Raw genomic sequence first — 24,930 nt, forward strand, 5'->3', positions numbered from 1 at the left:
GCTCGCGTCGAGGCCGGCCGGAAGCGACACGCCGTCTGGCGCCGTAAAGGTTGCGACGAACGAGAAGCGCAGGTTGTCAAGCAGGATGCCGTCATGGTTGGTCTTGGGGTACGCCGCCTCGATCTTCTCCATCTGGTCCTTTATCGAGGACGCGAGGATGGCACCCGTCAGGTCGAACGTGGTGCCCTGGGGAAGCTCAATCACCGAATCGTGCTCTGTGTTGTCGCCCACCAGCATGTCGGACGGAAGCTTGGACGCCACAGGCGAGGCCGCCGCGACCGTGAAGAGGATCCCGTCGTCAACGGATTTGGCCGTCGCATCCATTCCGTCTTTCGTCTGGACGCCGTTCCACCTGAACGAGAAGACCTTGGTGGTGCCGGTCTCGGTCTTCGTGGCGTGGGCGTCGAACGTTCCCGCCACCGTGCCAGAGACGGTAGCGGTCTTACCCTCGGGGAAGTCGTCCGCGACCTTCACGCCGGGAAGCGTGACCCTCATCGTGTCGCCAAGATTGTTGACGGCCTCCTGGAGCTGCGCGTAGTTCTGGATGCCGTCTTTCAGCTTCATCGTGATCGTTACGGTCTTACCGCTCACGGAGACGCCGTCCACAAAGAAGGTGTCCGCAAAGCCATCAAGCTTGACGGAATCCTTGCTGATGCCCTCTGGCAGGGTCATCCCGTTGGGGACGGTGAAGGTCGCCGTAAACGACGAGGTCATGTCGCTGAGCGCGATTCCGGCGTAGTCCTTCGTGTTGGGGAAGAGGGACTCGATGCCGCTCATCTGGCTCTTCACGACGGAGGCGTCGATGGCGCCGGTGAAGTCGATGGTCTGGCCGGGAAGGATGGGGTACGCGCCGTTGTGCTCGGTGTCCTTGCCGACGAGGATGTCAGCGGGGATCTCCTGCTCGGCGGGCTTCACCACGAGGATCGTCTGCTGGATGTCGTTCCCGCGGGGGTCTTTTGCGGCAGCAATCTGGCTTCCGTCCCAGTGATAGTCGTACCTCTTTACCTTGCCGGACACCGTGTTCTCCGCATAGGACGAGAAGTTCCCGGACACCGTGCCCGTAGCCGTGAGCTCGTCTCCGTTGGTCACCTTCTTAGCATCGAGCGTAAGGCCCCCGACCGTTACCGTGATCGGCTTCTTGATCTGCCGAGAAGAGCCACCGTCGTTCTGGGCGGCGCGGGCGGCGCTCACCCTAAACAGTGCCGGCGAGACGGCATCGCTGCCACCCGTGGAGTTTACCGCGTCCCTAAGCTCCTGGTAGTTGGAGAAGTTTCTCTTGAGGCCGAAGGTCACGGTCACCTGATGGTCGCCGACGGAGACGTGCTTGACCTCGAAGCAATTGCCAAGGCCAGTGACGTTGACCTCGGGCTTCTCCGGCACGACGACGCCGTCGGGAAGGGTGATAGTGGCGCTGAAGGTGGATGCGGTGTCCGACAGGGAGATCTTGGACAGGTCGTCAAGGCCGCCCGCGATGCTCTTCTCGAGCGTATCCATCTGGTCGGTAACGACGGAGGCATCGATGGCGCCGGTCAGGCCGAACTTCTCGCCGGTCTTGACCTCCTTGATGGAAGTGGTGTCGGCCTGGCTGCCGCTCCAGATGTCGGAGGGCAGGCTGAAGGAGCCGCTCTCCCTCTCGACCGCTGGGTCGTCATCCCACTTGAGGTAGTACGTCACGTCATGGCTCAGGACATCGCCGCCCTTGAATGTGGCGTTAGAGGTGCCCGAAGGATCCTCGAACCAGTAATAGTAATGCGTCTCGGTGAAGACCCACCAGCCAGTAGTGACCTTCTTGTTGGCGAGCACGTGGTACTTGTAGGTAGCGATACCCGTGTAGGCCGCATTCGTATCGGTGTCGGTGCTGCTGGCGACGCCCTCGGTGGACGCGGACACCTTGCCGTCACTCAGCGACTTGAGGAGCCCGTCGAGGGTCTCCTTGTCGGACACCTTCGGGCTGCTTTTTACGGTGGCAACCTCCCCACCGCTCTTGTCGGTGGAGATGTCGAACACGTCGGGATTCTTCTTGAACACGCTGTCCTTGGAGAAGGTGCCGCCGTTTGCGGAGAACCTCACGGTGACCGTCTGGTCCTCCCAGACGGCATACAGGTCGACGACGTCGGTGCCTGCGGAAACGGTGAGGGAGCTGCCCGCGGTCACCTCGTCACCCGTGCCATCGGCCTTCGTGTTCCAACCTTTGAAGATCTTTCCCGAGACGGCAAACGAGGGGTTCGCCTTCGTGACGGCATCGGCAGAAAGGACCTTGAGCGAACGGGAGGGGTCGCTCGACGTGGAGAGGTACGTCACGTCAGGGGAAGCGCCGTTGTGATACTTGACCGCGTACGACGAGGAGTCGCTCTCCCACTTGGCGTAGACCGACACGTCCGAGGAGACCTTCACCGCGTCGGAGAACTGCTGCTCTTCTCCATTGGCGTCGTTGTAGAACCAGCCGACGAACTTGTAGCCTGCCGCAAACGGGTCCGTGGGAAGCGCAACGGAACCACCCGCCACGGACTTTGCGTCCTTGAGGGCGTAGCCACGCATCGCGAGGGACGTCTGGTCGGCGGTGGAGCCATCCGCAAAGGAGGCGTCGACCTTCTGCTCGGCATCGTCGGCGTTGAGCTTGAACGTCACCTTGGCAGCGGGGACCCAGACGTGCTTCTCGCCATCGCTCGACGACTTTACGACGGAGTAGGAGTACGCGGCGCCGTTTGCGTTGACCGGGTTGAGCTGCTGCATCGATGCGTCTGCCAGCGTGAAGAGCGAGAGCTTCTCGTCCCCGTTCGCAGAGCCGTTGGTCGGGATGGTGCTGCCGTAGCTGCTGTTGTAGCTTGGGGCGTACTTCACGAGATAGGAGCCGCCCGTCACGACGAAGTTCTTGCCCGTCTGGCCGGCGCCGTTGTCCGCGTTGCCCTTTGCGGGGGTCTCGACGAGGCAGTTGTCGCCGAAGACGATGGAGCCGTTTGACTGCGCTCCGAAGAGGGCGCCGCCGTTGTCCCCGTTGCCCTTGATGGTGGAGTTGCTGAGCACGACCGTACCCGTGTTGACGTTGAGGCCGCCGGTGCCGCCGTTGTTGAACTCGAGTGTCGAGTTGGTGACGCTAACGGTTCCGTCCTTGGCGCCGACCGAGATTCCGGCGGTGGACCCCGCGTTCGTCGTGACGTGGGAATTCACGATGCTCGAGGAGCCCTGGATGGTCATGCCCGTTCCGCCGTAGAACGACGGGTTGATCGTGAGGTCGGAGCCGTCCATGTTCAGCTTGTTCACGTAGAACGTCTGGCCGAAGCCCTTCACCGTGAGCGAGGCGTCCTTGAGGTTGAGGTCGAAGGCGTCGAACCAGGTGCGCGCCTGCGAGGTCACGCTGACCGTGCAGTTCTCGAAGGTGATGCCAGACGCATAGAAGTCGGTGTTGCTCTTGTCGTCGGCCGTGATGGTGAGCCTGTCCCTGCTGGTGCCCCTCACGGTCCCCGCAAGGTAGAGCCCATGCGTTCCGCTTGCCCCGGCGTTGTCCTTGAGCACGTACGTGCCGTCGGTGATGGTGGAGCCCTTCTCGGACGTGAGCGCCGTCTTGAAGCCCGTCATCGTGAGCTTTCCCGCGCCGGTGAGGGTTGACCCGCTCTTGAGGACGATGCCGTCGACGCTGTTGCCGCTGCCGCTGATGGTGGCGCCCTCGGAGGCGACGGAGAGCGTCACGCCGGAGGGAATGCTGACCGTTGCGGAGAGCGAAAGGCTGCCCTTAACGTAGATCGTGGTGATGGACTTGTTTGCCGCCTGGATTTGAAGCGCCTTGGCAAGCGTCTTAACCGCCTTGCCGTCATACGAGGAACCGTCGTTCGCGTCGTTGCCGTTGGCGCCATCGACGTACACGGCGGTCAGGGATGCAGGATCGGCGCTGGCAGTTGCCGCCGCAGTCTTTTTTGCCCGTGCAGTCACGGCGGACGCCGAAGACTTACTACTTTGCGTAGACGGAGAAGTGCCGGAGTCCTTTCGCGACACAGACTTGGCGCCTGAGGCATCCTGGTTCTTCTCACCCGTGGGAGCTGCGTCGTCTTGCGAGGACGTACCCTCATCGCTATCCTGCTTCTTCGCGGCGGCATCCTGCGAGGCCGCGGGCTGATCTGCGACATCGTCGGCCAGTGCCTGAACACCTCCCCCGGGAACGCAGGTGCCGAACACAAGCACTGCACTCATGGCGATGCTTAGCCTCTTTCTCGTTCTTTTTCGCATTGAGCTTCCCTTCTGCCCCGAGCATGGAAATACGCCATGAAGTCAGGGTCAGGCCTACGTGCTCTTCCAATAAAGACTTCTTTCACACAGTCTGAATATACCAGAAAGTGGTCCCAACGCATTTGTGAGCGGGAATTTACGAATTGTCAGCAGGTAGGATTCACTTGCGCCCTGGCTGCATGCCAATGCCCTATCGACGTCTTCGCATGGTTCTAACAATCACGAACGGGCCGACATTGCCCTTCATTTTTTAATCTCGCTAGTAAGGGGTAGCCAGCAGGCTTCAATGCATCGCTTTGCCCCGATTGCCCTGCAGTCTCCCACCACATGATTTATAAAGCGAAGCTATCGCCATGGGCGCCGTGAAAAGGTAACCGCAACGCACCAGGAGGCATCGTGCTCTCGCAAATTTTACAAAACATAAGGTCAGAACATAACGACATCCCTCCCGCCGCAGACCAAGCTGGGGCGGGAGGGATGTAAAACTCTCGAGAGATGCTAACGGAGCTATCTAATTACTCGCGCTATCGCTCCTCCCTGCGGCGGAGCCTGGCTCCTGCGGCGGCGACGGCCGCGCCGAACGCCGCGAGGCCAGCTGGCAGGGCCGAAGAGGCCGGGTCGCCCGTCGCGGGGACGGCCCTCGCCATGTGGCGCGGGACCGACTTCGCGGCCGGCGCGGCGGCAACCCTCAGCGTCGCCGCCGTGGCGGGCGCCGTCGTTCCGGGCCTGGCGGGCTCGGGGTCCCTCTCGTACCAGAAGGTGAGCTCCTGGCCGCCCTCGCGGTCGCTCAGGTAGCCCTGGCCCCCGAAGAGCACGTGGTATCCGGCGACCCTGGGCGCGAGGTAGTCCATGAGCGCCTCGACGGAGTCGAAGCCCACGTCCGCTGCGACGGGCAGCCCCGTCTCCGCGTCCCAGAGGTGCACGACGTAGGGGTGAGTCGCGTCGTCGGAGTAGGTGAAGGTGACAACGTTCCTCGAGGCGTCTGCGGCGAGGTCGATCGTGGCGCCCGAGGCGCTCGCGTAGGCGTGTCCGCGCCTGCGCGCGTCTCCCTTGGGGAGCGCGAGCGCGCTCACGGTCTGGCCGACGGTGCCCTGGTGCGTCTCCTCGTAGAGCACGGTTCCGTCCGCGAGCACGTGGCGCACCGTGTACGTGGTCGGGGTGTTCGTGGACCTCCAGGCCGCGACCAGGTGGGCGTCGGCCTCGAGCTCGAGGTCGAACGGGAACGGCGCCGGGGTGCCTAGGGCCGCGGCGGCGCGCAGGAGTCGGGGCTTCGCGGCGGCGCCAGGACCGCCGAAGTAGTACCAGCCGCCGAACTCGTAGCCCGCGCGGGTAGGCTTGGCGGGCTCCGTCGCCTTGCGGCCCCACCCCACGGTCTGAGCGGCGACCGGCGTGCCGCCGGCGGAGTCGAACGTCACGTGGACGTCCGGGCGCTTCCAGCGCGCGTAGAGGTGAGTACCACCCTCTGGCATGGTGAGCGAGGTCACAGGGTCGCCCGAGAAGTCGGGGTTGGCGTACCATCCGCCAAAGACCATGCCCTCGGGGGCGGTGAGGCCCGCCGGCGTGGATACGTCTATCGTCGACCCGAACAGCTGAGTCCTCTTGTCTACGACCTGACCGTCTGAGTAGTACGTGACGTCGTAGGGGATGCGGTCGTACTTGAACTCGAAGACGTTTGCCTTGTTGAAGTCCAAGCTTGCAGTTGTCACACGACCGTTGGTATCCGCATCCCTAGCAGTGACGGCATGCCAATCCGACCAGGAAATATCATTCGGGTCCGTTCCATCCCAAACGTTCGACGAGACCCTCCAGGCAACAAGGCGGAAACCCTTGCTCTCATATGTCAGAGAGTAGCGCGTGCTGCTTCCAGAGCTATCCCTCCTGTTGTAATTCGAGGTGGTGTATTTCGAGCCATCCACCCTATCTGCAGGAACATAGGTTGTTCCATCGACGCTCTGCTTAATGTTTCTGCTGTAATGCGTGTACTTGTCGCTATCAGTGAATCGGGCCAAGGCGTAACAGGAGAGGCTTCCGTCGTTCTCGAACGACACCCCAGAGGGGTCGGGGACTATGCTTCCTGCCATTCTGAGATCTGCGATTACGTTCAGCCAATAGTCGAAGTTCTTGAGCTTTCCACCGTTACTCTTGTACGTCTCAAGCGCCACGGACTCCGCAGGCAACACGTAGCGGCTATACATCTTTGTCATGAGCGGATCAACGATATCCGGACATTGCGAGGTGTTATTCGCGCCGTCCTTAAGCGCCTTAACGTAAAGCTTAACGCTCTTCCAGTCGTAGTAGACGTTGAGCACCGTGGTGCCGTCGCCGGAGACGGTCACGTTCTGGTCCTCGCCCTTGTACGTGTACCACTGGTACACGCCGCCCTTGGCGGTGTCGAGCGCCTCGGCCTTGGGGACCGCGGACTCGGTCTCCCCGGTTAGGGTGTCGGTCCTGAGCAGATGATAGGAGCCGTCCTTGCCCTGGTCCTCGCCCCAGTACTTCACGAGGTAGGTGGCGGTCTCGGGCTTCCACACCGCGGTCGCCGTCACGTCGTGTTCGAGGATGGTGGCGGGCAGCGCGTCGGCCTTCCCGTCTCCGTTCGTGTCCCAGCCGACGAAGGAGTAGCCCGCGCGCGTTGGGTTGGCCGGCGTGGCGACCCTGTCCCCGACGGCACCGGTCTGCGGCGCGACGTAGGAGCCCCTCGTCACGAAGTAGACGCCGTAGGTGGGCACAACCACGTCGTACCTTATTACGATGGTCGTCTTCCCGTCCGGCGTGACCTCCGCAGTGCGGCCCTCGGCGTCGGTGGCGCAGGTGTAGTTGTCATACTGCTTCGGCGCGGCGGTGACCCTGGTGCCGGAGGGCGCGGTGAGGGTCTCGGACTCCGAGACGCGGTACTCGCTGGACCTGGGACCCACCTGGCGCTCGTGCACCACGGTGTAGGTCACGAGGGTGGAGCGGTACCTCACGACGACCGAGACGTCGCCCGAGCCCCTGGAGACGGTGCCGGAGACCGTCGCCTGCGAAGCGTCCGCGAGCTCGTAGCCGCCCACGGTGGGGCTCTCGACCGCGTAGGACTCGCCGTCCGCGAGCGCCTCGCGGTGCGCCGGGGCGATCTGGCTGCCCTTCTCGTCCACGTAGGTGACGGTCACCCGGTGCAGCCCGGCCTTCTCGTACGTGCCCCTGTCCGAGGACGCGGCGGGCGCCTTCGCCTGCGCCTGGGTCGCGCCGCCCTGCTGGCCGCCTGCCTGCGGCTGCGCCTGGGCCTGGCCTCCCTGCGCGGCGGCCGTGGCGTCGCCCGCGCCCGCGTCGGCGGTGCCGCCCGCCTCCTCCGCGAGCGACGCGGTGGGCGCGGCCGCGAGCCCGGCGGACAGCGCCAGGGCCGCCCAGACCGCGCCTGCCCTCTTGGCGCCGGGGCGCCTGTCCTCGTTCTTCTCCATGGAATCGCACTCCCTTGACATTGCAAATGGGAACATTGTCCAAGTGCTAGAAACGGAGGTTTCGAGGAAGCTTCTGTCTTTCCAAATGATCCTGAAACCCGCTTTGATGGTAGTGCGCGATTGTTACAGACAGGAGACGGGCATCACAATGGCTATGCACGAGTCCGGCGCCTGTCGGAGGCGGTCGACGCTCCTTCCGCCGCCAATCGAGAGGGGTCGACTAGCCGGCAGTATTCTGCCGGGCCGCCTAGTTGCCGACGGTGATGTCGCCCATCTCCGACGTGGCCTTGAGGGACCGGCCGCCAGGGGCGGCGCCATGGGAGGTGTAGCTGGACCCCATGCCCTTGCCGTTAAGCGTCACGTCACCCATCTCGCAGCTAAGGTCAAGGCTCGCATCCGCAAGGTCGCCGCCGGTCACCGTGATGTCGCCCATCTCCGCCTCGAGGTCCGTCGTGGTAGCACGGACGCCGCTTATGGTCACGTCGCCCATCTCCGACTCCGCCGTCACGTGCTTGAGGGACGCATCGCGCGGCACGGTCACGACGATCTTGCCGCCCGCGCTGTTGACGTGCTCGTGCCTTGCCTCCTGCGTCACGATAAGCACGCCGCCCCTCACGCGGCACGCGTACGAGAAGTCCTTCGTGCCCGTGCAGCTCACGTGTGCGGAATCGCCCGTGCGCACCACGATATCCGCCATCTCTGCGTCCACGTCCACGGCGTCGAAGACAGAGGTCACGTCCTTCTCCACCTTGCCCGCCGCGCCAGACGACGCGACCGTGCCGACGGCCGCGTCCCCGCCGAGCACATCGTGTATGCCGGCAGAGACCCCGTTCCACGCAGCGAACGCGGCAACGACTGCCGCCGCAACGATACACGTGACCAGAAGTACGTGGCGTCCGTGGTTGTGACGCTTGTCTGGGCCGGTAGCGCCCGGCTGCGGCGATTGCTCCACGTGGGGCGGCACGGGACCCGAAGCACCCTGTGGACGCGGCGGCGTCGCCTGTGCCGCTTGGGCGGACGTCGCCGCGGGCTGCGGGGTTGCGGGCTGCGGGGTTGCGGGCTGCGCCGCGGCGGGCTGCGGCGCGGTGGGCTGCTCGCCCAAGCCTAGCGACTCGCGGACCTCCTCCAAGCTCCCGAACTCTGCTATCGCCGCGGAAGCCGCGTCCTTCTCGCCCATGCCCTTTGCGCGGAGCTCCGCGTAGCGGTCTTCCATCATCTGACCAAGCTCCTCGCGCGCGTGGCGGGCCTCCGGGGTGTTGGGCAGTTGCGCAAACAGGTTGTCCAGGTACTTGCTGATGTCTTCCATCACTCGACACTGCCTTCCAGGAATCTGCCGACGACGTCTTTGGTGAGCTGCCACTCGCGGCACTTCTGCCGAAAGTGGGCCATGCCGGCGGCGGTTATACGATAGTAGGTGCGGCGCTTGCCGTTTTGCGCGACCTGCGGAAACGATTGGACCAGGCCGTTTCTTTCCATCCGCGCGAACGCGGAGTACAGCGTGGTCTGCTTTACGGCGTACAGGCCGCCAGACATCTGCAAGACTCGCTTTGAGATCTGGTAGCCGTACGAGGGGCCGTCCAGCAGGATGCGCAGGATCATGGGGTCGATGTAACCCCTGATCACGTCGCTGCTTATGTCCAGGTCATCCGTTGGCATGCGCGCCTCCCCCGGTGCCTTCGCGTGTGACATGATACGTCAGACGTAGTATCCATCTGTGGGTAGGATACTACGCCTGACGTAGTACGTGCAACATGCTTGTGCGTGCCGTGACGCGCTTTGTGGCGCAAAAGGCGCGTATGGTCCGGCGAGCGTCTGACAGGCGTCAGTAGAGGGCGGCGCGCAGCACGGCGAGCAGGTCATCGCAGGTTGGCTGGCCCAGCACGAGGCCGGCCAGCAGGCTCTGCGTTACGAGGCGCGCAAGCCCCTGCGGCGTGAGGCCGCCCGCAAGCGCGCCCTGCCGCACATGGGGGTCGCGGCGAAGCGCCTCTTGCAGCTGGCTGCCCACGCCGTCCAGAAACGCCTGCATGCGCGCACGGCCCTCGTCCTCCCGGCCGGTCATGGCAACAAGCTCCAGGCCGTGGCCCTGAGCGAAGCCGGGATAGGCGGCAAGGCGCTCGCGCGCGCCGCGATAGAGGGCGTCCACGTACCGGCAGAAGTCTGCGGTGCCGCGCGGGGCGGCGTCCTGGCTGAACACGTCGCGCCAGACATCTGCAACGACTGCCGTGAGCAGCGCGCCCTTGTCTGGAAAGTAGTGGTACAGCGTGCCGGTGGCGACGCCCGCCGCCGCGGCCACGCCACGCACGCTGATGCCAGAAAGGCCCTGCCGCCGCACGATGGCGCGGCACTCTGCCAGGATGGCCTTCCTTGAGGTTGCCTGCGGCTTCATGGCGCGCCCCTACAGACGGTGCAGCAGCTGCAGGCCCATGCAGATCATCCACATGTACGTGACGGTCTTGGGCAGCATGAGCGCACCGACCGCGGGCACGCGCTTTGCCAGGAAGGCAACCGGAAGGTAGAAGCCAAAGCTGAGCGCGATGGCAATGCACATGCGCCACATGCCTAGGCCGCCGGCGTTGCCAGACGTGGCAAACAGCACGATGACCAGCACGCCCGTGACGGCAAACGGCACGTTGCGGTACAGGGACCAGCGCAGGTTCTCGCGGCCGGACAGCCATTGGTTCTGCGGCATGAGGCAGAGCGCGATGCGCAGCGCGGCCGTGGCGAAGATGAGCGGCGCCACCACGGGCGAGACGCCCACACCCGGGAACAGCTGCAGCCAGATGAAGTAGAGAAGGACGTAGAACACGGTCATGGTGACCGATGCCACCGCCGTGCCAAGACCGAGCCTGGCGGTGGTGTTGGGGCGCACGCCGCGCAGGTGCATCTGAACGCGCGACACCAGGTGGAACGCGTCCCCGCCGCCAAGCACCAGCGCGAGCACGCCGTACAGCACGAATACGGTGCGGCCGTGCGCGAGCGAGAAGAACGTCACCGCTGCCGCAAGATCGAACAGCAGGTAGCAGATGTCGAACGCGCTCTCCGCGATGCGCATGGGCCTGGGCATGGCATCGCGCGCCGGCTCCGCTGCGCTCGCGGACGCGGCCGCAGCCGCGGTCTTTGCATCACTCATGGTGGACTCCCCCATCCGCCGCACAGGCTCTTCTCGCCCGCGCGGGCTTGCTGCGTTGTATGTGAACGGTGTTCATATTGGGCACACGGCGCCGCATCCGCAAGGCATGCGAAAGAGAAACGCGAAACGACACGTGGCGCACAAACTTGCGGCGGGGAGTGCGACGGGGGTGCGGGCGGCAGCGGCACCGGCGGCAGCGGCGGCGCTAGAGCCCGTCTCCGCCCTGGCGCAGCGCGCGGTCCATCACACGCCAGCAGCGGTCCGCAAGCTCCGGCACGGCCTGGGCGCGGGGCAGGCTTGGGTCTGCCCACAGCGGCGGAAGCACCGTGAGTGTGAGGCGCGGGTGGCGGTGGAGCAGCCTGCCCAGGCCGCAGCGCGGGGCTTGCCGGATGACCATGGGCACCACGGGCACGCCGGCGCGCACGGCCAGGTGGAACGCGCCCGTCGCAAACGGGCGCAGGCAGTCCGCGTACGGAAGCAGCGCGCCCTCCGGGTAGACGTGCACGACGCTGCCTTGCCCCAGCGCCTGCGTGAGCGCGCAGACCTGCTGCACAAACTGCCGCGGGCGGCGCGGCACGGGCACGGCACCCGCCAGCCGCACGATGCCGCCCACCCACGCGAGCGCGAAGTTCTCTTCCAGGCTCACGAAGTACGCGCGGCGCCCGCGGAGCGCCCGCAGCGCCATGCCGCAGTCGAGCGTCTGCACGTGGTTGGACACGCTCACGAAGCCGCCGCGCACGGCCTTGAGGTTCTTGCGGCCACGGACGCGCACGCCCAGGACCACCCCGGTCACGAGCCACGCCGCGATGTCCAGCACCACGCGAAACGCCCAGTAGCCGGCGGTCGCCACCCTGCCAAGGCGCAGGTAGTCATACCCGTCTGGCGTGGTGAAGCTTCCCCAGTGGCGCATGCGGACCACGTGCGTGGGCCGCTCGTCGCTCACGTGGGAGGAATCCGGCGGCAGCGTGCCGCGCGGCGCGGGCGCGTTGGCGACGGCCCGCCGCAGCATGCGCTCGAAGCGCCCCACGCACACGCCGATGCGGTAGCCTTCCGCCTCCCGCGCGTACGCGTGGCCCATGCGCTCGCGCTCCTGCGGGTGCTCTATCCACCAGTCCAGGTGGCGCGCGAGGTCCTGCGGGTCGCCGGCGGCAAACAGCGAGCGGTCGTCCAGCGCAAACTGCGGCGTGGCAGACAGCGGCGAGTTTGCGATTATGGGCACGAGCCCCGTCGCGAAGGCCTCCATGCAGCTCATGGCCTCGGCCTCCATGTCAGACGCGTGCACGTACACGTCCGTCTGCGCAAGCACGCCGCGCAGCCGCGGCTGCGGCATGAAGCCAAAGCGCGCGTCCACGCCCAGCCGCGCCGCCAGCCGCCTGAGCTCGCGCTCCGTGGGGCCCTGTCCGGCAAGCACCAGCACGATCTTCTCGCGGTGGCGCGAGGCAGCCACACCGCGGATCACCACGTCCTGGCGCTTCTCGCGCGAGTAGCGCCCGACCATGGTGACGACCACCCTGCCCGCCAGCCGCGCGGGCTTTGGCTCGCGACGGTAGGCGAACGAGTCCTCGATCCCGTTGCTGATGACGTGCAGCGTGTTGGCGTAGCCGTGCGCGCGCAGCTGGCTTGCGATCATGTCGCTGGGGCAGTGCACGTGATCCACGTGCCGGTAGAGCGACCAGTCGAACGCGCGGAACAGCATGTCATTGAAGCGGCGCGAGCGCCCCAGGCCCACGGAGCTCGACAGGTTCTGCGGCTGCACGTGAAACGCCGCCGTCGCGGGCACGCCCAGCTGCCGCGCCATGAGGACGCCGGTATGCTCGAGCGAGAAGGGCATGAAGAAGTGGACGACGTCGCACCACGCCAGCGCGCGGGCCATGGACGCGCGGTCCGCCCTCGCGAGCGTCATGCCCTGCCGGTCCACGAGGCCCTGGAACACGGGAATGCGCAGCTCGGGCTGGGGGTACACCAGGACGCCGTCGTCCGCGCGCACGCAGCCCGCGGCTGTTGGGTCCGCGTCCGGGGCAGCGTCGGCTGGCGCCGCGCTGCCCGGCGCGGGTGCGTCACCCGGCGCGGGCGCATCACTCGGCGCGGATGCGTCCGCCTGGCACGCCACGCGCACCTCGTGACCGCGCGCGATGAGCTCTCGCGCGAACCGCCGCGCCGTGATGGTGGTCCCGTTGTTGGAGTGCAGGTACTGGTCCACCACAAACAGGATCCTCATCACCACTCCCCCTCTGCGGCGCGCAGGCACGCGAGACCGCGTGCAGACAAGCGCAAGACTTTGCCAAGACGGTGAGTCTTGTTCCCCGGGCAGGCCAAAGTAAACCCCAGCAAACCCGCTCCGACACTTTTGCAGGTATCTGTACGGGACGGAACGCGCGCGACTCCGTGCGGCGCGATGGCGCGGTTGGGGGCGCGGCGCGATGGTGTGACTGAGGGCATGACGCGATGGCGCGTCCGAGGGCGCCGTACGGGACTACCCCGCGAACGTGGTGAAGAAGACGAGAACGACCACGACCATGGCCACAAACAGCGCCAGGAACGCAACGCACACCGCACGCCCTATGCGCCATGCCACGTTGCGGCGCATGGCGCCCCGCAGGGTGACGCCCAGCACGGAGCCGACGACGGCGCACGCGAGCCACCCGAGCAGCAGGAGCTCGTAGGCGGGGGTGTCGCCGGCGGTGGGGCCTCCGCCCGCCGCGCTCACCACGCGCAGGTACGCCCAGCCAAGCGCGGGGCACGCAAGGCCAAGCGCAAGCTCCAGCGCCGCGAGCGCGGACGCCCTGCCGGCGGTCAGCTGCCTTGCGTCCCCGGCGCCGTTGCCGCCGCGTCGCCGGCTCTTCTCGCCCGTGCGCTTCCCCTGTGCCACCAAATGCCTCCCTGCAGACGACCGAAACCATCGCCAAAGCCATCGCGCGTCGTGCCCAAGTCGCGCGCAAGCATTCTAACCCCGCGCGAGCGGTCGCATGCGCCAACGCGGCCAGGCGGGACTGTTACCCACGGGCGGCCCACCTTGCTGAAAGCTTGCAAGGTGTTGCAGATTGACAAAATGAAGCTGCTATTTGTTTTGCAAATTGACAATACGCACCTTAATTTTTGTTTACAGATTGACAAAACGAGCCAGACTTTTAGCTCACAAATTGACAAACCGCAGGTACAATCGATAAATGTAAGATTTGCTCCGTCAGACCACATGGAGGAACACATGCTCAGAAGGAAGGCGCTTGGCCAATTTGAGGATTGGTACCGCTATCGCACGAAGCAGGCCCTCCTGGTGACGGGTGCGCGCCAGGTTGGGAAGACCTACCTCGTGCGAGAGTTTGCGCGTACCCACTGGGAAAACGTCGTCGAGATCAACCTGTACGAGAACCCCGCGGCGGCGGAGGCGCTTTCCACCGCGAGTAACTCGCGCGAGCTGTTCATGCGGCTGACCGCCTTTGCGGACGCCCCCATGGTTCCCGGGAAGACCGTCGTCTTCCTGGACGAGGTGCAGCAGTGCAAGGAAGCCGTCACGGCAATCAAGTTCCTGATGGAGCGCCAGGACTTTGACTACGTACTCTCGGGCTCCATGCTTGGGGTCGAGCTCAAGGGGCTGACGTCGGCGCCCGTTGGCTATCTTTCCACGGTCAAGATGTATCCGCTCGACTTTGAGGAGTTTGCCTGGGCAAATGGCGTTTCCCAGGACATACTTGACGAGGTGCGGAGCTGCTTTGCGGACGGGAGGCCCGTCGACGAGTTCATCCACCGGAGGCTGACCGGGCTGTTCCACCGCTACCTGATCTGCGGGGGCATGCCCGACCCCGTCCAGGCGTTCGCCGCGTCCGACAACGTGAGCCAGGTGCGCGTGCTGCAGGAGGCAATCGTAGGGCAGTATCGCTACGACATCTCGAAGTACGCGGGCAACCGGGCGCGCGTGGTAAGGCGCATCTTCGACCTGATGCCGAGCGAAATCAGCCGCCAGGACAAGCGCTTCGTGGTGCGCGACGTGGAGGGCGACTCTCACTTCGACCGCTACGACAACGACTTCATGTGGCTGACCGATGCAAACGTGGCGCTGCCCGCATACAACGTGACGGAGCCGCGCTACCCGCTTGCGACGAACCTCGAGTCCAGCAAGTTCAAGCTCTTCTCGTCCGACGTGGGCATCCTCACGTACCAGTGCGGGATGGACGTGGTGCGCGACGTGCTGAGCAGCCGCGAGGACATCAACTTTGGCGCGCTGTACGAGAACGCCGTCGCGCAGGAGCTTGCGTGCCACGGGCTTGGGCTGTGGTACTTCAAGAACCGCAGCATCGGGGAGCTCGACTTCGTGGTGCAGACGGGAAGCCGCGTCGTGCCGATAGAGGTGAAGTCAGGCAAGGGCTACAAGCGCCACACCGCGCTCACCAAGGCGCTGCGGACAAGCAACTATGGGATCGAGCGAGCCATAGTGCTGCACGAGGGAAACGTGGAGAGGGACGGGGCCATCAGCTATCTGCCAACGTACATGACTATGTGCCTCGAGCCCGGCTTCTGAGCCCCGTGCGTCGCAGGCGCCGCGGCGCTACCATGGGCGTACCGTAAAGAGAAGTGCAAGAGAAATGCAAGATAAGTGCAAGATGCGGAGGCGGGACAACATGGACGAGCTCACTCTTGAGGAACGCGGCAACCTGATAGTGAACGCATGTCTGGAGCAGACAAGCGCAAGCCCCTGCCAGGTGTTCAAAAGCGTTGCGCGGCAGGACTTCGTGCGCATGCACGGGCCGGAGCACCACGTGCTGGACGGCGCGGCGCTGCTGACCGCGTACCGCAACGCCGGCGGCGACGTGGACCTTTCCGCAGCGCTGGCCGAGCTCATGGCGCGCGGCTTGCAGATGCCTGGCGCCATGTGCGGCCGCTGGGGCGTGTGCGGGGCCACGGCGTCCGTGGGCGCGGCGCTCAGCATCCTGGAGGGAACGGGGCCCCTTACCAGCGACGACTCGTGGGGCAGCCACATGCAATACACGTCGCGCGCGCTCGAGGGCCTTTCGCGCATTGGCGGGCCGCGCTGCTGCAAGCGCGACGCGTACGTGTCGCTTCAGGTGGCCGTGGACTACGTGCGCGACCGCTTTGGCGTCCGCTTGCAGAAGGATGACATACGCTGCGGATTCTATCCGCAGAACGCCCAATGCCTGGGCGAGAAGTGCCCGTACTTCCCCGCGGCAGGCTCGGACGCGCAATAGGGCGCGCGTGCCCTGCATGCCACGCCCGCGCCAACCGCTAGAATGAACCCACACAACAACCCGGGCCCACGGCCCCAACGGAAGGCAGTCCACCATGAACGACTTCGTGTTCCAATCCCCCACCCGCTTCGTGTTCGGCCGCGGCTACGCGGACAGGATCGGGGGCGAGGTCGCCGCGCTTGGGGCAAAGCGCGTCCTTCTGGTGTACGGCGGCGGCTCCGTCGTGCGCACCGGCCTCCTTGCCCGCGTGACGGCGTCGCTCGAGGCCGCCGGCGTGGAGCACGTGGAGCTTCCCGGCGTCCGGCCCAACCCCGAGGTGGGCCTCGTGCGCACGGGCATAGAGCTCGCGCGCGAGAAGAGCGTGGACCTTGTGCTCGCCGTCGGCGGCGGGTCCGTGATCGACTGCTCAAAGGCGATTGCGTTTGGCGTGCCCTACCAGGGCGACGTGTGGGACTTCTTCAGCCACAAGGCGCAGATCGGCGCGTGCCTTCCGGTTGCCTGCGTGCTGACCATCCCCGCCGCGGGATCTGAGGCCTCCGCCTCGTGCGTCATCAGCAACGACGCGCTCAGCCTGAAGAAGGGCGTGAACGGCGACGTGTTCCGCCCGCGCGTGGCGGTGCTCGACCCCGAGGTCACGTTCACGCTGCCGCAGTACCAGACGGCGGCCGGCGCGGTGGACATCATCTGCCACATATGCGAGCGCTTCTTCAGCGGCGCCGGCGCCGTGCCCGTCACGGACAACATCGCGTGCGGCATCATCCGCGCCGTGATCGACGCGGCGACCACCGTTACCGCCACTCCGGACGACTACGACGCCCGTGCCACCATCATGTGGTCCGGCACGCTCGCCCACAACGACCTCTGCGGCTGCGGCCGCGCCTCCGCGCCCACCAAGCGCGCCGGCGGCTGGGAGAGCCACGGCCTCGAGCACGAGATATCTGCGCACCGCCCGGAAGTCACGCACGGCGCCGGCCTGGCCGTGATCCTGCCTGCGTGGATGCGCTACGTGTGGCGCGCGGACCGCGAGCGCTTCCTGGCGTTCGCGAAGGGCGTGTTCGACGTGGAGCCCGTGGACCAGACGGACGAGGCTACCCAGGACGCGATCACCTATGCGATCGACGAGCTGCAGCGCTTCTTCGTGAGCCTTGGCATGCCGCGCACGCTGGCCGACCTCGACCTTGCGCCCGCGGAGGTGGACGGCTGGCTCCAGACGCTGCGCCAGAACAAGGGCGAGCGCTTCGGCGAGCTCATGCCGCTCACCATGGAGGACGCGCGCGCCATATACCTCTCGGCGTTCTAGGCGGCGCTTCTCGCCCGAGGACGGCCCTTCTCGCCCGTGGCGCGCGGCGGCTAGCGCGGGCGAGAAGGCCCGCGCCCCTGGCCCGGGGCATCGGACGGGTGCCTCAGGCTCTCGGGCACGTGGCCGGACTGGATCTTGCGGACCTTGCCGAGGTTGAGCCGGCCTCCGGTCGCCATGCCCGCGTGGCCAGCGGAGCCGCCGGCCACGGCACCCTTCTTGCGCGCCGCCGCGGCCTTCGTGGCCTTGCCGCCCGTGCAGAGGTCGTAGTACAGCATGTTGTCGGGAATGCCGTCGTCGTCTGCGTCCATCCACCCAAAGATGCTCATGGCGCCCCCGTCTTTGCCGGTCAGCGGCTGTGTTCCAGCCGACGACCTTCAACCGTCGCCTTCGCCCCCAGTGTACCAGCGCGCGTGGACACATGATGCGCTACGAAACGTGCGCCCGCGTCATCCCACGACCTCCGCCACGATGCGCGCATCCCGGTCGCCGGTGCCGTTGCGCCATGCCACGCGCACGCAGAACCTGTTACAGAGGGGCTGGTAGCGCTGCGCCACGGGGTCCCGCACCACGTCGTAGGCGCCTGCGGAGTAGTCGTAGCGCCACGTGCGGCCGCCAGCCGCGCCGTCGGCATCTGCATCGTCCTCGAAACCCACGCCTACCGTGACGCCCTCCCGCTGGTACACGCGCCAGTTAACGCGCTCGCCGCTACCGCGCTCCACCGCGCGGCCAAAGTCGTAGCGCACCGCGACGCTCTCGCCCACCGCAAGCGGCAGCACGTCCGCGCACAGCGCGAACGCGTGCGTGGCACCGTCCCGCGACTCTTTGCGCAGCTCAAACGCAAACGGCTCGCCACCCGCCTCCATCCGCACGGTACCAAGCGGCGTCCGCAGCTCCGTCGCCATGTCACCCAGTGCCACGCGAGCTTGCAGATACCTGCGCAGCCGAGCCACGTCCGCGTCCGTCACGTGGTCCAGGCGCGTAAGGTCGCAGTTGTGTCGCAGGTCGGCGGCCTTCACCCTGCGAGCGATGGGGTTCATGCGCAGCGCCCGCACGTAGTCCAGGTACGGCACGCCGTCCCGGTGCGTCAGCAGCTCCACCGCCCGCACCGCCGCGGGCGACACGCCCAGCGCACGTAGGTCATCCGCAGTCGCCCCGCAGTCCTCCATCACGTCGTGCAAGAGCGCGACGCAGGTCTCGTCCTCGGTCGACATCTGCTCCGCAAGATGCAGCGGGTGGTTTGCGTACGGCAATCCGGCCTTGTCCCGCTGGCCTGCGTGCGCCTCCATGCAAAACCGCAGCGCCCGCTTCGTGGTCGGCGTGTACAGCATCGGTCCCCCCTAATGTCCGTGCGGCACGGCGTCCAGCTTGCCTCGCTCCAAGAACAGGTCCGCGCGCACCAGGACCGCCAGCACCACCCCTTGCCAAAGGAACGTCCCCCCTGGCCTGCAACTTCATGAGGTCCAAGCCCGCCATCGGTCGCAACGCGTTTGCGCGGCCGCCCCTGATCACTCCGCCGCGTCGGGAAGCAGGTAGGTGGACTTGCTCCTCTTGTAGAGCCCGCGCCGAATGCCAAACGTGAGGCCCTTCTGCAGGTACTCGCGCGCGGCTGCCGTGAGCCTAGAGAACTCCAGCTCGTGCAGCACTCCCCTTACCAGGTCCTCCTGCTCACACGGACCGTTCTTCTCGATGAACTCCAGCGCCGCGGCGGCGATTTCCTCCAGCGGCAGCTCGTCGAACGAGCGCCTGTCGCCCTCCCCCTGCGGCACGCGGTAGATGACGTATGACTTGGGGTCCTGGCCGCGGAGCCACACGATCGTGCGACCGGCCTGCGTGACGCGTCTGCCATGCGCGGCCTTGACGCCCTCCTCGCACTTCGCTCGCACCTTGCTTCCCATGCGAACGCCAAAGTGCCGTGTGATGCGCCTATAGAGAAGCCCCTCCTCGATTGGAGCCTCGACCTCAAGGATCGCCTCCACGACAGAAGCCAGGTCGTCCTTCTCGAGAGCCAGGAGGTCCGCATCCGGGTCCGCCGGCTCCAGCTGGGCCGTCCTGTAAGCGCGGCGACGCCCTGATGCCTCCGCCTGGCCGGCGTCCTGCGAGGTGACGGCAGGCGCGACGCCCTTGGCCTCGGGCTCCCCCGGGGCAATTACAACGAGGCTGGAATCGGCATTCCCCGCCGCGGCAACCTTCGCGGGCCCCTCGTCTTCCGGTGCACGGGCACGCTGGGGCTCCTCCGGCGCCGGCTCGGGTGCCGGTTCGGGCCCTTGCTCCGGCTCTGGCGTAGGTTCAGGCTCTGGCTCCGGCTCTGGCGCAGGCGCCGCCTCCGGCTCTGCCTCCGATTCCGTGACAACGTGCCCCTCCGCGCACCCGGGGGCTGCGGCGGGCGCGAGAGTAGCCTCGTCCCCCTGCGCCACCACGGCGGAGCCGGGGGTCGGAATCGTCTCGCCCTTCTCGCCCAGCACCCCCTCGAGGAAGCGGCGGACCTCGTCCACAACGGCATCCGGGTCTTCCCACCAGTCGATGGCCCAGACGCGGGTTACCTTCCACCCCAACCCCTCGAGGAGCTCGGGCTGTGCGATCTCGCGATCCCTGGTGGTTCCGGCCATGCGATAGAAGCGGCCGTCAAGGAGTATTCCGGCAAGGTAGCGCCCCTCGTCCGCGGGGTCGACAACGGCGGCGTCCACGCGGTACGCGCTTCTTCCCACGTTGGTCTTCGTGCGATAGCCCAGCGCCGCAAGGCGCTCGCAGAGCTCGCGCGCTATGGCGTCGTCCGTTCCCGACGCCCGCATCTCCTCCACGCTGACCGACCCGAAGCTGCCGCGACGAGCGTACTCGAGGAACGCCCGCAGCGAGGCAGGACCGGCGGACGAGGTCCGGTTGAGGTCGATGTCGGTGGGCTCGATGGACGAGAAGACCACCATGCCCTGCCGTGCGCGCGTCACGGCGACGTTGAGCCGACGCCAGCCGCCCTCGCGGTTGATGGGGCCGAAGTTCATGCTCATGCGACCGTTGGCGTCGGGCGCGTAGGTGATGGAGAACAGGATGGCGTCGCGCTCGTCGCCCTGGACGTTCTCGAGGTTCTTGATGAAGACGGGCTCGTCGCCGGCATGGGCCCAGGCGTCCAAGGACGCGTCCGCGGCACATGCCTGTTGGAAGAGGTCCTCGATCAGGGTCTGCTGCGGGATGTTGAACGTGACGACGCCGACGCTCTGGCCCGACAGCGCGGGGTCCTTGTGGCGGCGGGCAATCTCGGCGACGACGGCCTCCGCCTCGGCGCGGTTGACGCGGGCGCCGCCGCGCTCGAAGGTGCCCTCCACCTTCCGGAACGCCACGTGGCTCGTGCGGTCGTCCGCGGACGGGAAGGTGAGCATGCGGTTCTCGTAGAACCTCTTGTTCGAGAAGGCTATCAGGCTCTCGTGCCGGCTGCGGTAGTGCCAGCGGAGGTACGTCTGCGGCATGTTGAGCGCGAGGCAGTCCTCCAGCACCGACTCGAGGTCTGCAACCTCCTCGTAGTCCTCGTCCCCCACCTTGCCCTGGAAGAAGCTGGTCGGAGGCATCTGCTTGGGGTCGCCCACGATGACGGCCTCCTTCGCGCGGCTCAGGGCCCCGACCGCCTTGCAGGTCTGGAGCTGGGAGGCCTCGTCGAAGACGACGAGGTCGAACTGCCCAGGGCCGGGCTCCAGATACTGCGCCACCGAGAGCGGGCTCATGAGCAGGCACGGGCACAGCGAGAACACGACGTCGCCGCACTCCGAGAAGACCGAGCGGATCGTGACATTGCGACCACGGCTCCGCAGCGCCCGCTGCAGGCGCACGGCCTGCGGGGTGGCGCCGTCCGGTCCGGAGAGGTCGGGCGTGCGCGAGGCCACCTCGTAGTAGATCTCCTGACGCGCCAGATCGCGAAGCTGAGAGTCCGCGCGGGAGTACTGACGCACGACCTGCGAGAAGCGCGAGCCGGTAAACGCGTTCATGCCCGGCAGGGAGTCGAGGCTCGCCATGACCATGGTGCGAAACACGCCGCACTCGAACGAGTCCAGCGTGTCATCCCCGACGGCGTGGTCGTCCAGGTAGTCGACGAGCCCCGAAAGTCCAAGCGAGCGGGTGCGGGCGCGCGCGACGTTCCAGCCCATCCACTGGCGAAGGCCGTCCAGGCTGCCCAAGACGGACTCGGCCGCCGCGACCTGGCCGGCGACCCACCCGGCGTCCTCGCCGATGGGGGCGAGGGGGCCGAGAAGAGCCTCGACCCGGGACCGCGCGTCGCGCTCCGCAGCAAGGGATTCCAGGTAGGCGGCGCCGAGGTCGCCCACGCCCGACGCGCCTGCCGCGCCGCCGACGAGCCCCTGCGCAACGACGCCCGAGGCAAGCAGGTCGCGCGCCTCGCCCAGGCGGGCGTCGAGCGCCCGCCAGTCAACGGAGTCGTCGGCGTGCATGAAGTCCGTGAGGTAGGGACGCATCCGGTCGAACAGTCGCGCGAGGTCCGCAGACGCGGTACCCCACCCCTCGAGCTCGTCCAGGAACTCGGCCACGTCGTCCTTGCCCACCGGCTCGCGCGAGCTGAGCGAGAGCTCGGAAAGCACCGACGAGACCGCCTTGCCGCGACGCAGCACCCCCTTCGAGTTCGCCTCCACCCATCTGGCGCGAATCGCGGCGGGGTCGAGGGAGAAGAACGAGTCGGTCCGCCTGCGCGCGATGCGCGAGCGCAGGTCCTCGAGGCCGTCGTGGTCGCGCAGGAGAATTGAGAGGTTGTCCAGCAGCATCTGAAGGCTCTGGGCCTCGACCCAGCTGCCGGGGAGCGCGGCCATCCTTGCGGCCGACCGCAACGCGGAGGCAAGCTCCTCGTAGTCTCCCCTCCTCGATGGCGCGGGCATGCCCGTCGCCGCCGCAGCCCGCCCGGCCTCGGAGTCGAGCCGTCGAAGCGCGTCGACGTAGGTCGAAAGCAGCGCGGGAAGCTCTTCTCGCATGCCCTGCGCGTACTCGGTTCCCCGCACGGGCGCAAGCGGGCTGCGGGAGCAGGGCGCAAACTCCCTGCCCTGCGCGAGCAGGCGCTCGGCGGCGTTGATTCTTTCCGCGAAGTCCTCCTGCCCCTTGATGGACTCCGTGAACTCGCGGCTCACGCGCATTGGCCTTGCCCTCCGCGCGAGCTCCTCGTAGCGGCAGATCTGCTCGCGCAGCGTGAAGCCGGCGCCATTGGCCTGCTCCAAGCCGCGCGCGTACGTGTCCAGGCGCTGCCTAAGGGTGCGGACCTCGGCGGCCTTGCTGGCATAGGCCGAGGGCCGCTCCGCACGACCAAGCTCGGCCGCCGCCTTTATCTGCTCGAACACGTGGTTCTTGGTCGCCTTGGTCGAGTGGACCTCCAGGCAGAACGGCTCGAGCCCAAGCGCGGCCAGCCTGTGCTCCACGACCTCCAAGGCCGCCATCTTCTCGGCCACGAACAGCACCCGCTTGCCGCGTGCCAGCGCGTTGGCGATGAGCAGCGAGATCGTCTGCGACTTGCCCGTGCCCGGAGGCCCATGCAGAACGAAGCTCTGGCCGTCCAAGACCGCCCTCTTGATCGCGAGCATCTGGGAGGAATCGGCCTCGGCAGGAAGCAGCAGCGTGGACGGGTCGACCTTCTCGTCCGGGTCGATGGGCTCGGGGGCCCACGTGAGGTGCCCCTCCATCATGGAGTTGACGATCTTGTTGCCGCGCAGGTCGTCCTCCCCGCCGCGGATGTCGCTCCACATGACGAACTGGGAGAACGAGAAGAGTCCGACCATCCCGTTCTCGAGCACCTCCCAGCCCTTCTGGTCCATCACCTTGCTGAGCACCGTGTTCAGGACGAGGCGCGTGTCCACGCCGGCATCGTCTGCGGGCAGGGGGTCGAGCCCGTTGATCGAGATGCCGAAGTCCTGTCTCAGCATCTCGAGCAGCGAGATGTTTATCTGGGGGTCCTCGTCGCGCAGCCGCATGACGTAGCCCGCCTTGGCCGACTTGCGGACGAGGTCGACGGGGAACAGCATGATGGGCGCGAGGCGCACCTTTCCCCCGCGCTTCTCGTCCACCCACTTGAGCGTTCCCAGGGAGAGGAACAGGGTGTTTGACCCCGTCTCTTCCATGGAGGAGCGGGACGAGCGGTACAGGTTGTTCAGGTTCCTCTGCAGCGCCGCGTCGGTGAACGCGGTGCGCAGGCGTCCCTCGCGGAACTCGTTGCGCAGCAGCTGCTTTCCGGACTCCGAAAGATCGATGATGCTCGAGGCGACATCGTCCATGTTGGGGAACTCGTTGGGCTTCGGCGCGATCACGATGTCGTTGTCCAGGGCGAGGAAGTCCTCGAGCTCGTCCACGGAGGGAATCAGCAGGGGCATGACGCGCGCGCCGGGCCTCATGTTGAGGAGGTTGTTGTGCATGGAGAGGTCGAGAAGGCTGCGCTCCCACGTCTGTTTGCGCGTGTGCCTGTCCTCCGCGACGTCGAGCACCGCGGTGGACGTCCTCATGCTGTCGGGCGCGACCGCCTCGCCCAGGTCGACCTTTGGCGCCTCCACGTGCCACCCGTCGTCTCCCATGACGCGGACGGGAAGGGGGATGATCTGGCTGTAGCGCGCGCGGCGCACATCAACCGCGCACTGGAACGTCGCGGGGTCCACCATGGAGCGGGCGGAGAGCTCGGCGTCCTCGAACGTGGCCTTGGAGCCCTCCGCAATCATGGTGGCCTGCACCACGGTGAGCTGGTCGACGCCCTTCTGGAAGCGCTTGGACACCGCGGTGGCGTCCTCCTCCACCGCCTCCGCAAACGTCGACTCCTCCAGCCACACCCCCGCGAAGGCATGGCCCTTGATCAGCACGATGAACGGTCGCAGGTCGACGGCCTCGAGGCACGAGGCGTACAGGCACGAGAAGTCGAGGCAGGTGGCCATGTGCTGGCTGAGCACCGCATCGGCCATCCGGACGCGCTGACCCGCGCTGAAGCTCGCGGGCGCGCCGACATACACGATGCCCTGTTCCTGCAGGGAGCGAAACAGCGCCGCGGCCTGCATGCGCACCCTGTTGGCATCCCCGCTCTGGTAGCCGTCGAACGACGGGCTGCCGGTCCACTCCCTGAGGATCTCCGACGCCCTCACGATGACGGGAGCAAGCGCCGGATGATTGGGCGTCACGAACGCCGCCAGCGTCTCGGGGGTCCCAAGCCACTGGTCAAACGCAAAGAAGACTATTTCGCAGTCCGTGGACGCAAGCGTCTCTCCCCCAACGACCACATCGATCCGCACGTTGTCGACCATGCGCTCCGTAAGCTGGAGCAGGCGCTTGGAATCCACCGTCACGCTTGCGCAGTCGACCTCGACGCTGGTGTGGGGCGGAACGGACGGCAGCTCGAAGTCACGGTCGGTGAGCAGGTCCGTCGCCGAATCGACCCGCACCAGCACGTCGGTGAGCTCGGAGTCGGTGTCGTTCGTGATGGCCAGACTTTGCATCGGCCGTTGTAGCGCCTGGATGTTCGAATAGTTGAAGATCGGCAGGACGTCTGCCGAGACGGAGATGTTGGAAGCCATTGTCACCCCTCGGTCGAACGCGGACGCTTTCGATTCTACGGCCGAGCATCCGGGTTTTCCCGCAGGAACCGCCACATTACGGGAACGGCTCCGCCTGCCGTGGGGACAAGAGGGC

Annotated in this window: 14 protein-coding genes; 3 read left to right on the top strand and 11 right to left on the bottom strand. The window is 66.6% G+C overall.

Going from position 1 to position 24,930, the window contains the following annotated elements; translation table 11 throughout:
- The 8 genes from HF885_RS09660 to HF885_RS09695 all read right to left on the bottom strand — a co-directional run.
- Nucleotides 1-4,185: InlB B-repeat-containing protein (locus HF885_RS09660; protein WP_235927407.1), on the bottom strand; the 4,185-nt coding region annotated here is incomplete at its 3' end.
- Between the two features lie 560 nt (nt 4,186-4,745).
- On the bottom strand, nt 4,746-7,658 hold the full coding sequence (locus HF885_RS09665; RefSeq protein ID WP_170104720.1) for an InlB B-repeat-containing protein: 2,913 nt from the start codon (nt 7,656-7,658) through the stop codon (nt 4,746-4,748).
- Nucleotides 7,659-7,905: 247 nt separating this feature from the next.
- Entirely contained in the window at nt 7,906-8,964 is a 1,059-nt protein-coding gene (locus HF885_RS09670) for a permease prefix domain 1-containing protein (protein ID WP_170104721.1), read from the bottom strand.
- A complete protein-coding gene (locus HF885_RS09675; RefSeq protein WP_170104722.1) occupies nt 8,964-9,314 on the bottom strand; it encodes a PadR family transcriptional regulator in 351 nt (116 codons plus the stop codon). The genes HF885_RS09670 and HF885_RS09675 overlap by 1 nt, the downstream gene beginning before the upstream one ends.
- Before the next feature lie 166 nt (nt 9,315-9,480).
- Complete coding sequence (locus HF885_RS09680; protein WP_170104723.1) at nt 9,481-10,044, bottom strand: TetR/AcrR family transcriptional regulator; 564 nt, start codon at nt 10,042-10,044, stop codon at nt 9,481-9,483.
- A 9-nt stretch (nt 10,045-10,053) separates the two neighbouring features.
- Nucleotides 10,054-10,788: a hypothetical protein gene (locus HF885_RS09685; RefSeq protein WP_235927408.1), complete on the bottom strand. Its 735-nt coding sequence runs from the start codon at nt 10,786-10,788 to the stop codon at nt 10,054-10,056.
- Between the two features lie 205 nt (nt 10,789-10,993).
- Entirely contained in the window at nt 10,994-13,006 is a 2,013-nt protein-coding gene (locus HF885_RS09690; protein WP_170104724.1) for a glycosyltransferase, read from the bottom strand.
- 255 nt (nt 13,007-13,261) lie between these two features.
- Nucleotides 13,262-13,657, bottom strand: coding sequence for a hypothetical protein (locus HF885_RS09695; protein WP_170104725.1), 396 nt, complete (start codon nt 13,655-13,657; stop codon nt 13,262-13,264).
- A 336-nt stretch (nt 13,658-13,993) separates the two neighbouring features.
- Here HF885_RS09695 and HF885_RS09700 point away from each other — a divergent pair, with 336 nt between their 5' ends.
- The 3 genes from HF885_RS09700 to HF885_RS09710 all read left to right on the top strand — a co-directional run bounded on the left by HF885_RS09700 (nt 13,994) and on the right by HF885_RS09710 (nt 17,289).
- Nucleotides 13,994-15,304: an ATP-binding protein gene (locus tag HF885_RS09700; RefSeq protein WP_170104726.1), complete on the top strand. Its 1,311-nt coding sequence runs from the start codon at nt 13,994-13,996 to the stop codon at nt 15,302-15,304.
- A gap of 100 nt (nt 15,305-15,404) precedes the next feature.
- Nucleotides 15,405-15,989, top strand: coding sequence for a DUF5714 domain-containing protein (locus HF885_RS09705; RefSeq protein WP_170104727.1), 585 nt, complete (start codon nt 15,405-15,407; stop codon nt 15,987-15,989).
- Nucleotides 15,990-16,083: 94 nt separating this feature from the next.
- Nucleotides 16,084-17,289: an iron-containing alcohol dehydrogenase gene (locus HF885_RS09710; protein WP_170104728.1), complete on the top strand. Its 1,206-nt coding sequence runs from the start codon at nt 16,084-16,086 to the stop codon at nt 17,287-17,289.
- Nucleotides 17,290-17,339: 50 nt separating this feature from the next.
- Here the strand turns inward: HF885_RS09710 and HF885_RS09715 are convergent, their stop codons facing one another.
- From HF885_RS09715 to HF885_RS09725, 3 genes are all read right to left on the bottom strand, one after another.
- Nucleotides 17,340-17,615 (bottom strand): hypothetical protein, encoded by a 276-nt coding sequence (locus tag HF885_RS09715; protein ID WP_170104729.1) that lies wholly within the window; start codon nt 17,613-17,615, stop codon nt 17,340-17,342.
- A gap of 120 nt (nt 17,616-17,735) precedes the next feature.
- On the bottom strand, nt 17,736-18,617 hold the full coding sequence (locus HF885_RS10335) for a hypothetical protein (protein ID WP_206109895.1): 882 nt from the start codon (nt 18,615-18,617) through the stop codon (nt 17,736-17,738).
- Between the two features lie 177 nt (nt 18,618-18,794).
- Nucleotides 18,795-24,815 (bottom strand): DUF3320 domain-containing protein, encoded by a 6,021-nt coding sequence (locus HF885_RS09725; protein ID WP_170104730.1) that lies wholly within the window; start codon nt 24,813-24,815, stop codon nt 18,795-18,797.
- Between the last annotated feature and the right edge of the window lie 115 nt (nt 24,816-24,930).

The organism is Parafannyhessea umbonata, from assembly GCF_012844235.1.
Classification (GTDB): Bacteria; Actinomycetota; Coriobacteriia; order Coriobacteriales; family Atopobiaceae; genus Parafannyhessea.

What these genes read in the sequence shown, in the direction of transcription:
- HF885_RS09725 (WP_170104730.1), bottom strand. Translation starts at nt 24,815, where the DNA reads ATGGCTTCCAACATCTCCGTCTCGGCAGACGTCCTGCCGATCTTCAAC.
- HF885_RS09700 (WP_170104726.1), top strand. Translation starts at nt 13,994, where the DNA reads ATGCTCAGAAGGAAGGCGCTTGGCCAATTTGAGGATTGGTACCGCTAT.
- HF885_RS09675 (WP_170104722.1), bottom strand. Translation starts at nt 9,314, where the DNA reads ATGCCAACGGATGACCTGGACATAAGCAGCGACGTGATCAGGGGTTAC.
- HF885_RS09705 (WP_170104727.1), top strand. Translation starts at nt 15,405, where the DNA reads ATGGACGAGCTCACTCTTGAGGAACGCGGCAACCTGATAGTGAACGCA.
- HF885_RS09680 (WP_170104723.1), bottom strand. Translation starts at nt 10,044, where the DNA reads ATGAAGCCGCAGGCAACCTCAAGGAAGGCCATCCTGGCAGAGTGCCGC.
- HF885_RS09665 (WP_170104720.1), bottom strand. Translation starts at nt 7,658, where the DNA reads ATGGAGAAGAACGAGGACAGGCGCCCCGGCGCCAAGAGGGCAGGCGCG.
- HF885_RS09670 (WP_170104721.1), bottom strand. Translation starts at nt 8,964, where the DNA reads ATGGAAGACATCAGCAAGTACCTGGACAACCTGTTTGCGCAACTGCCC.
- HF885_RS09685 (WP_235927408.1), bottom strand. Translation starts at nt 10,788, where the DNA reads ATGAGTGATGCAAAGACCGCGGCTGCGGCCGCGTCCGCGAGCGCAGCG.
- HF885_RS09710 (WP_170104728.1), top strand. Translation starts at nt 16,084, where the DNA reads ATGAACGACTTCGTGTTCCAATCCCCCACCCGCTTCGTGTTCGGCCGC.
- HF885_RS09715 (WP_170104729.1), bottom strand. Translation starts at nt 17,615, where the DNA reads ATGAGCATCTTTGGGTGGATGGACGCAGACGACGACGGCATTCCCGAC.
- HF885_RS10335 (WP_206109895.1), bottom strand. Translation starts at nt 18,617, where the DNA reads ATGCTGTACACGCCGACCACGAAGCGGGCGCTGCGGTTTTGCATGGAG.
- HF885_RS09690 (WP_170104724.1), bottom strand. Translation starts at nt 13,006, where the DNA reads ATGAGGATCCTGTTTGTGGTGGACCAGTACCTGCACTCCAACAACGGG.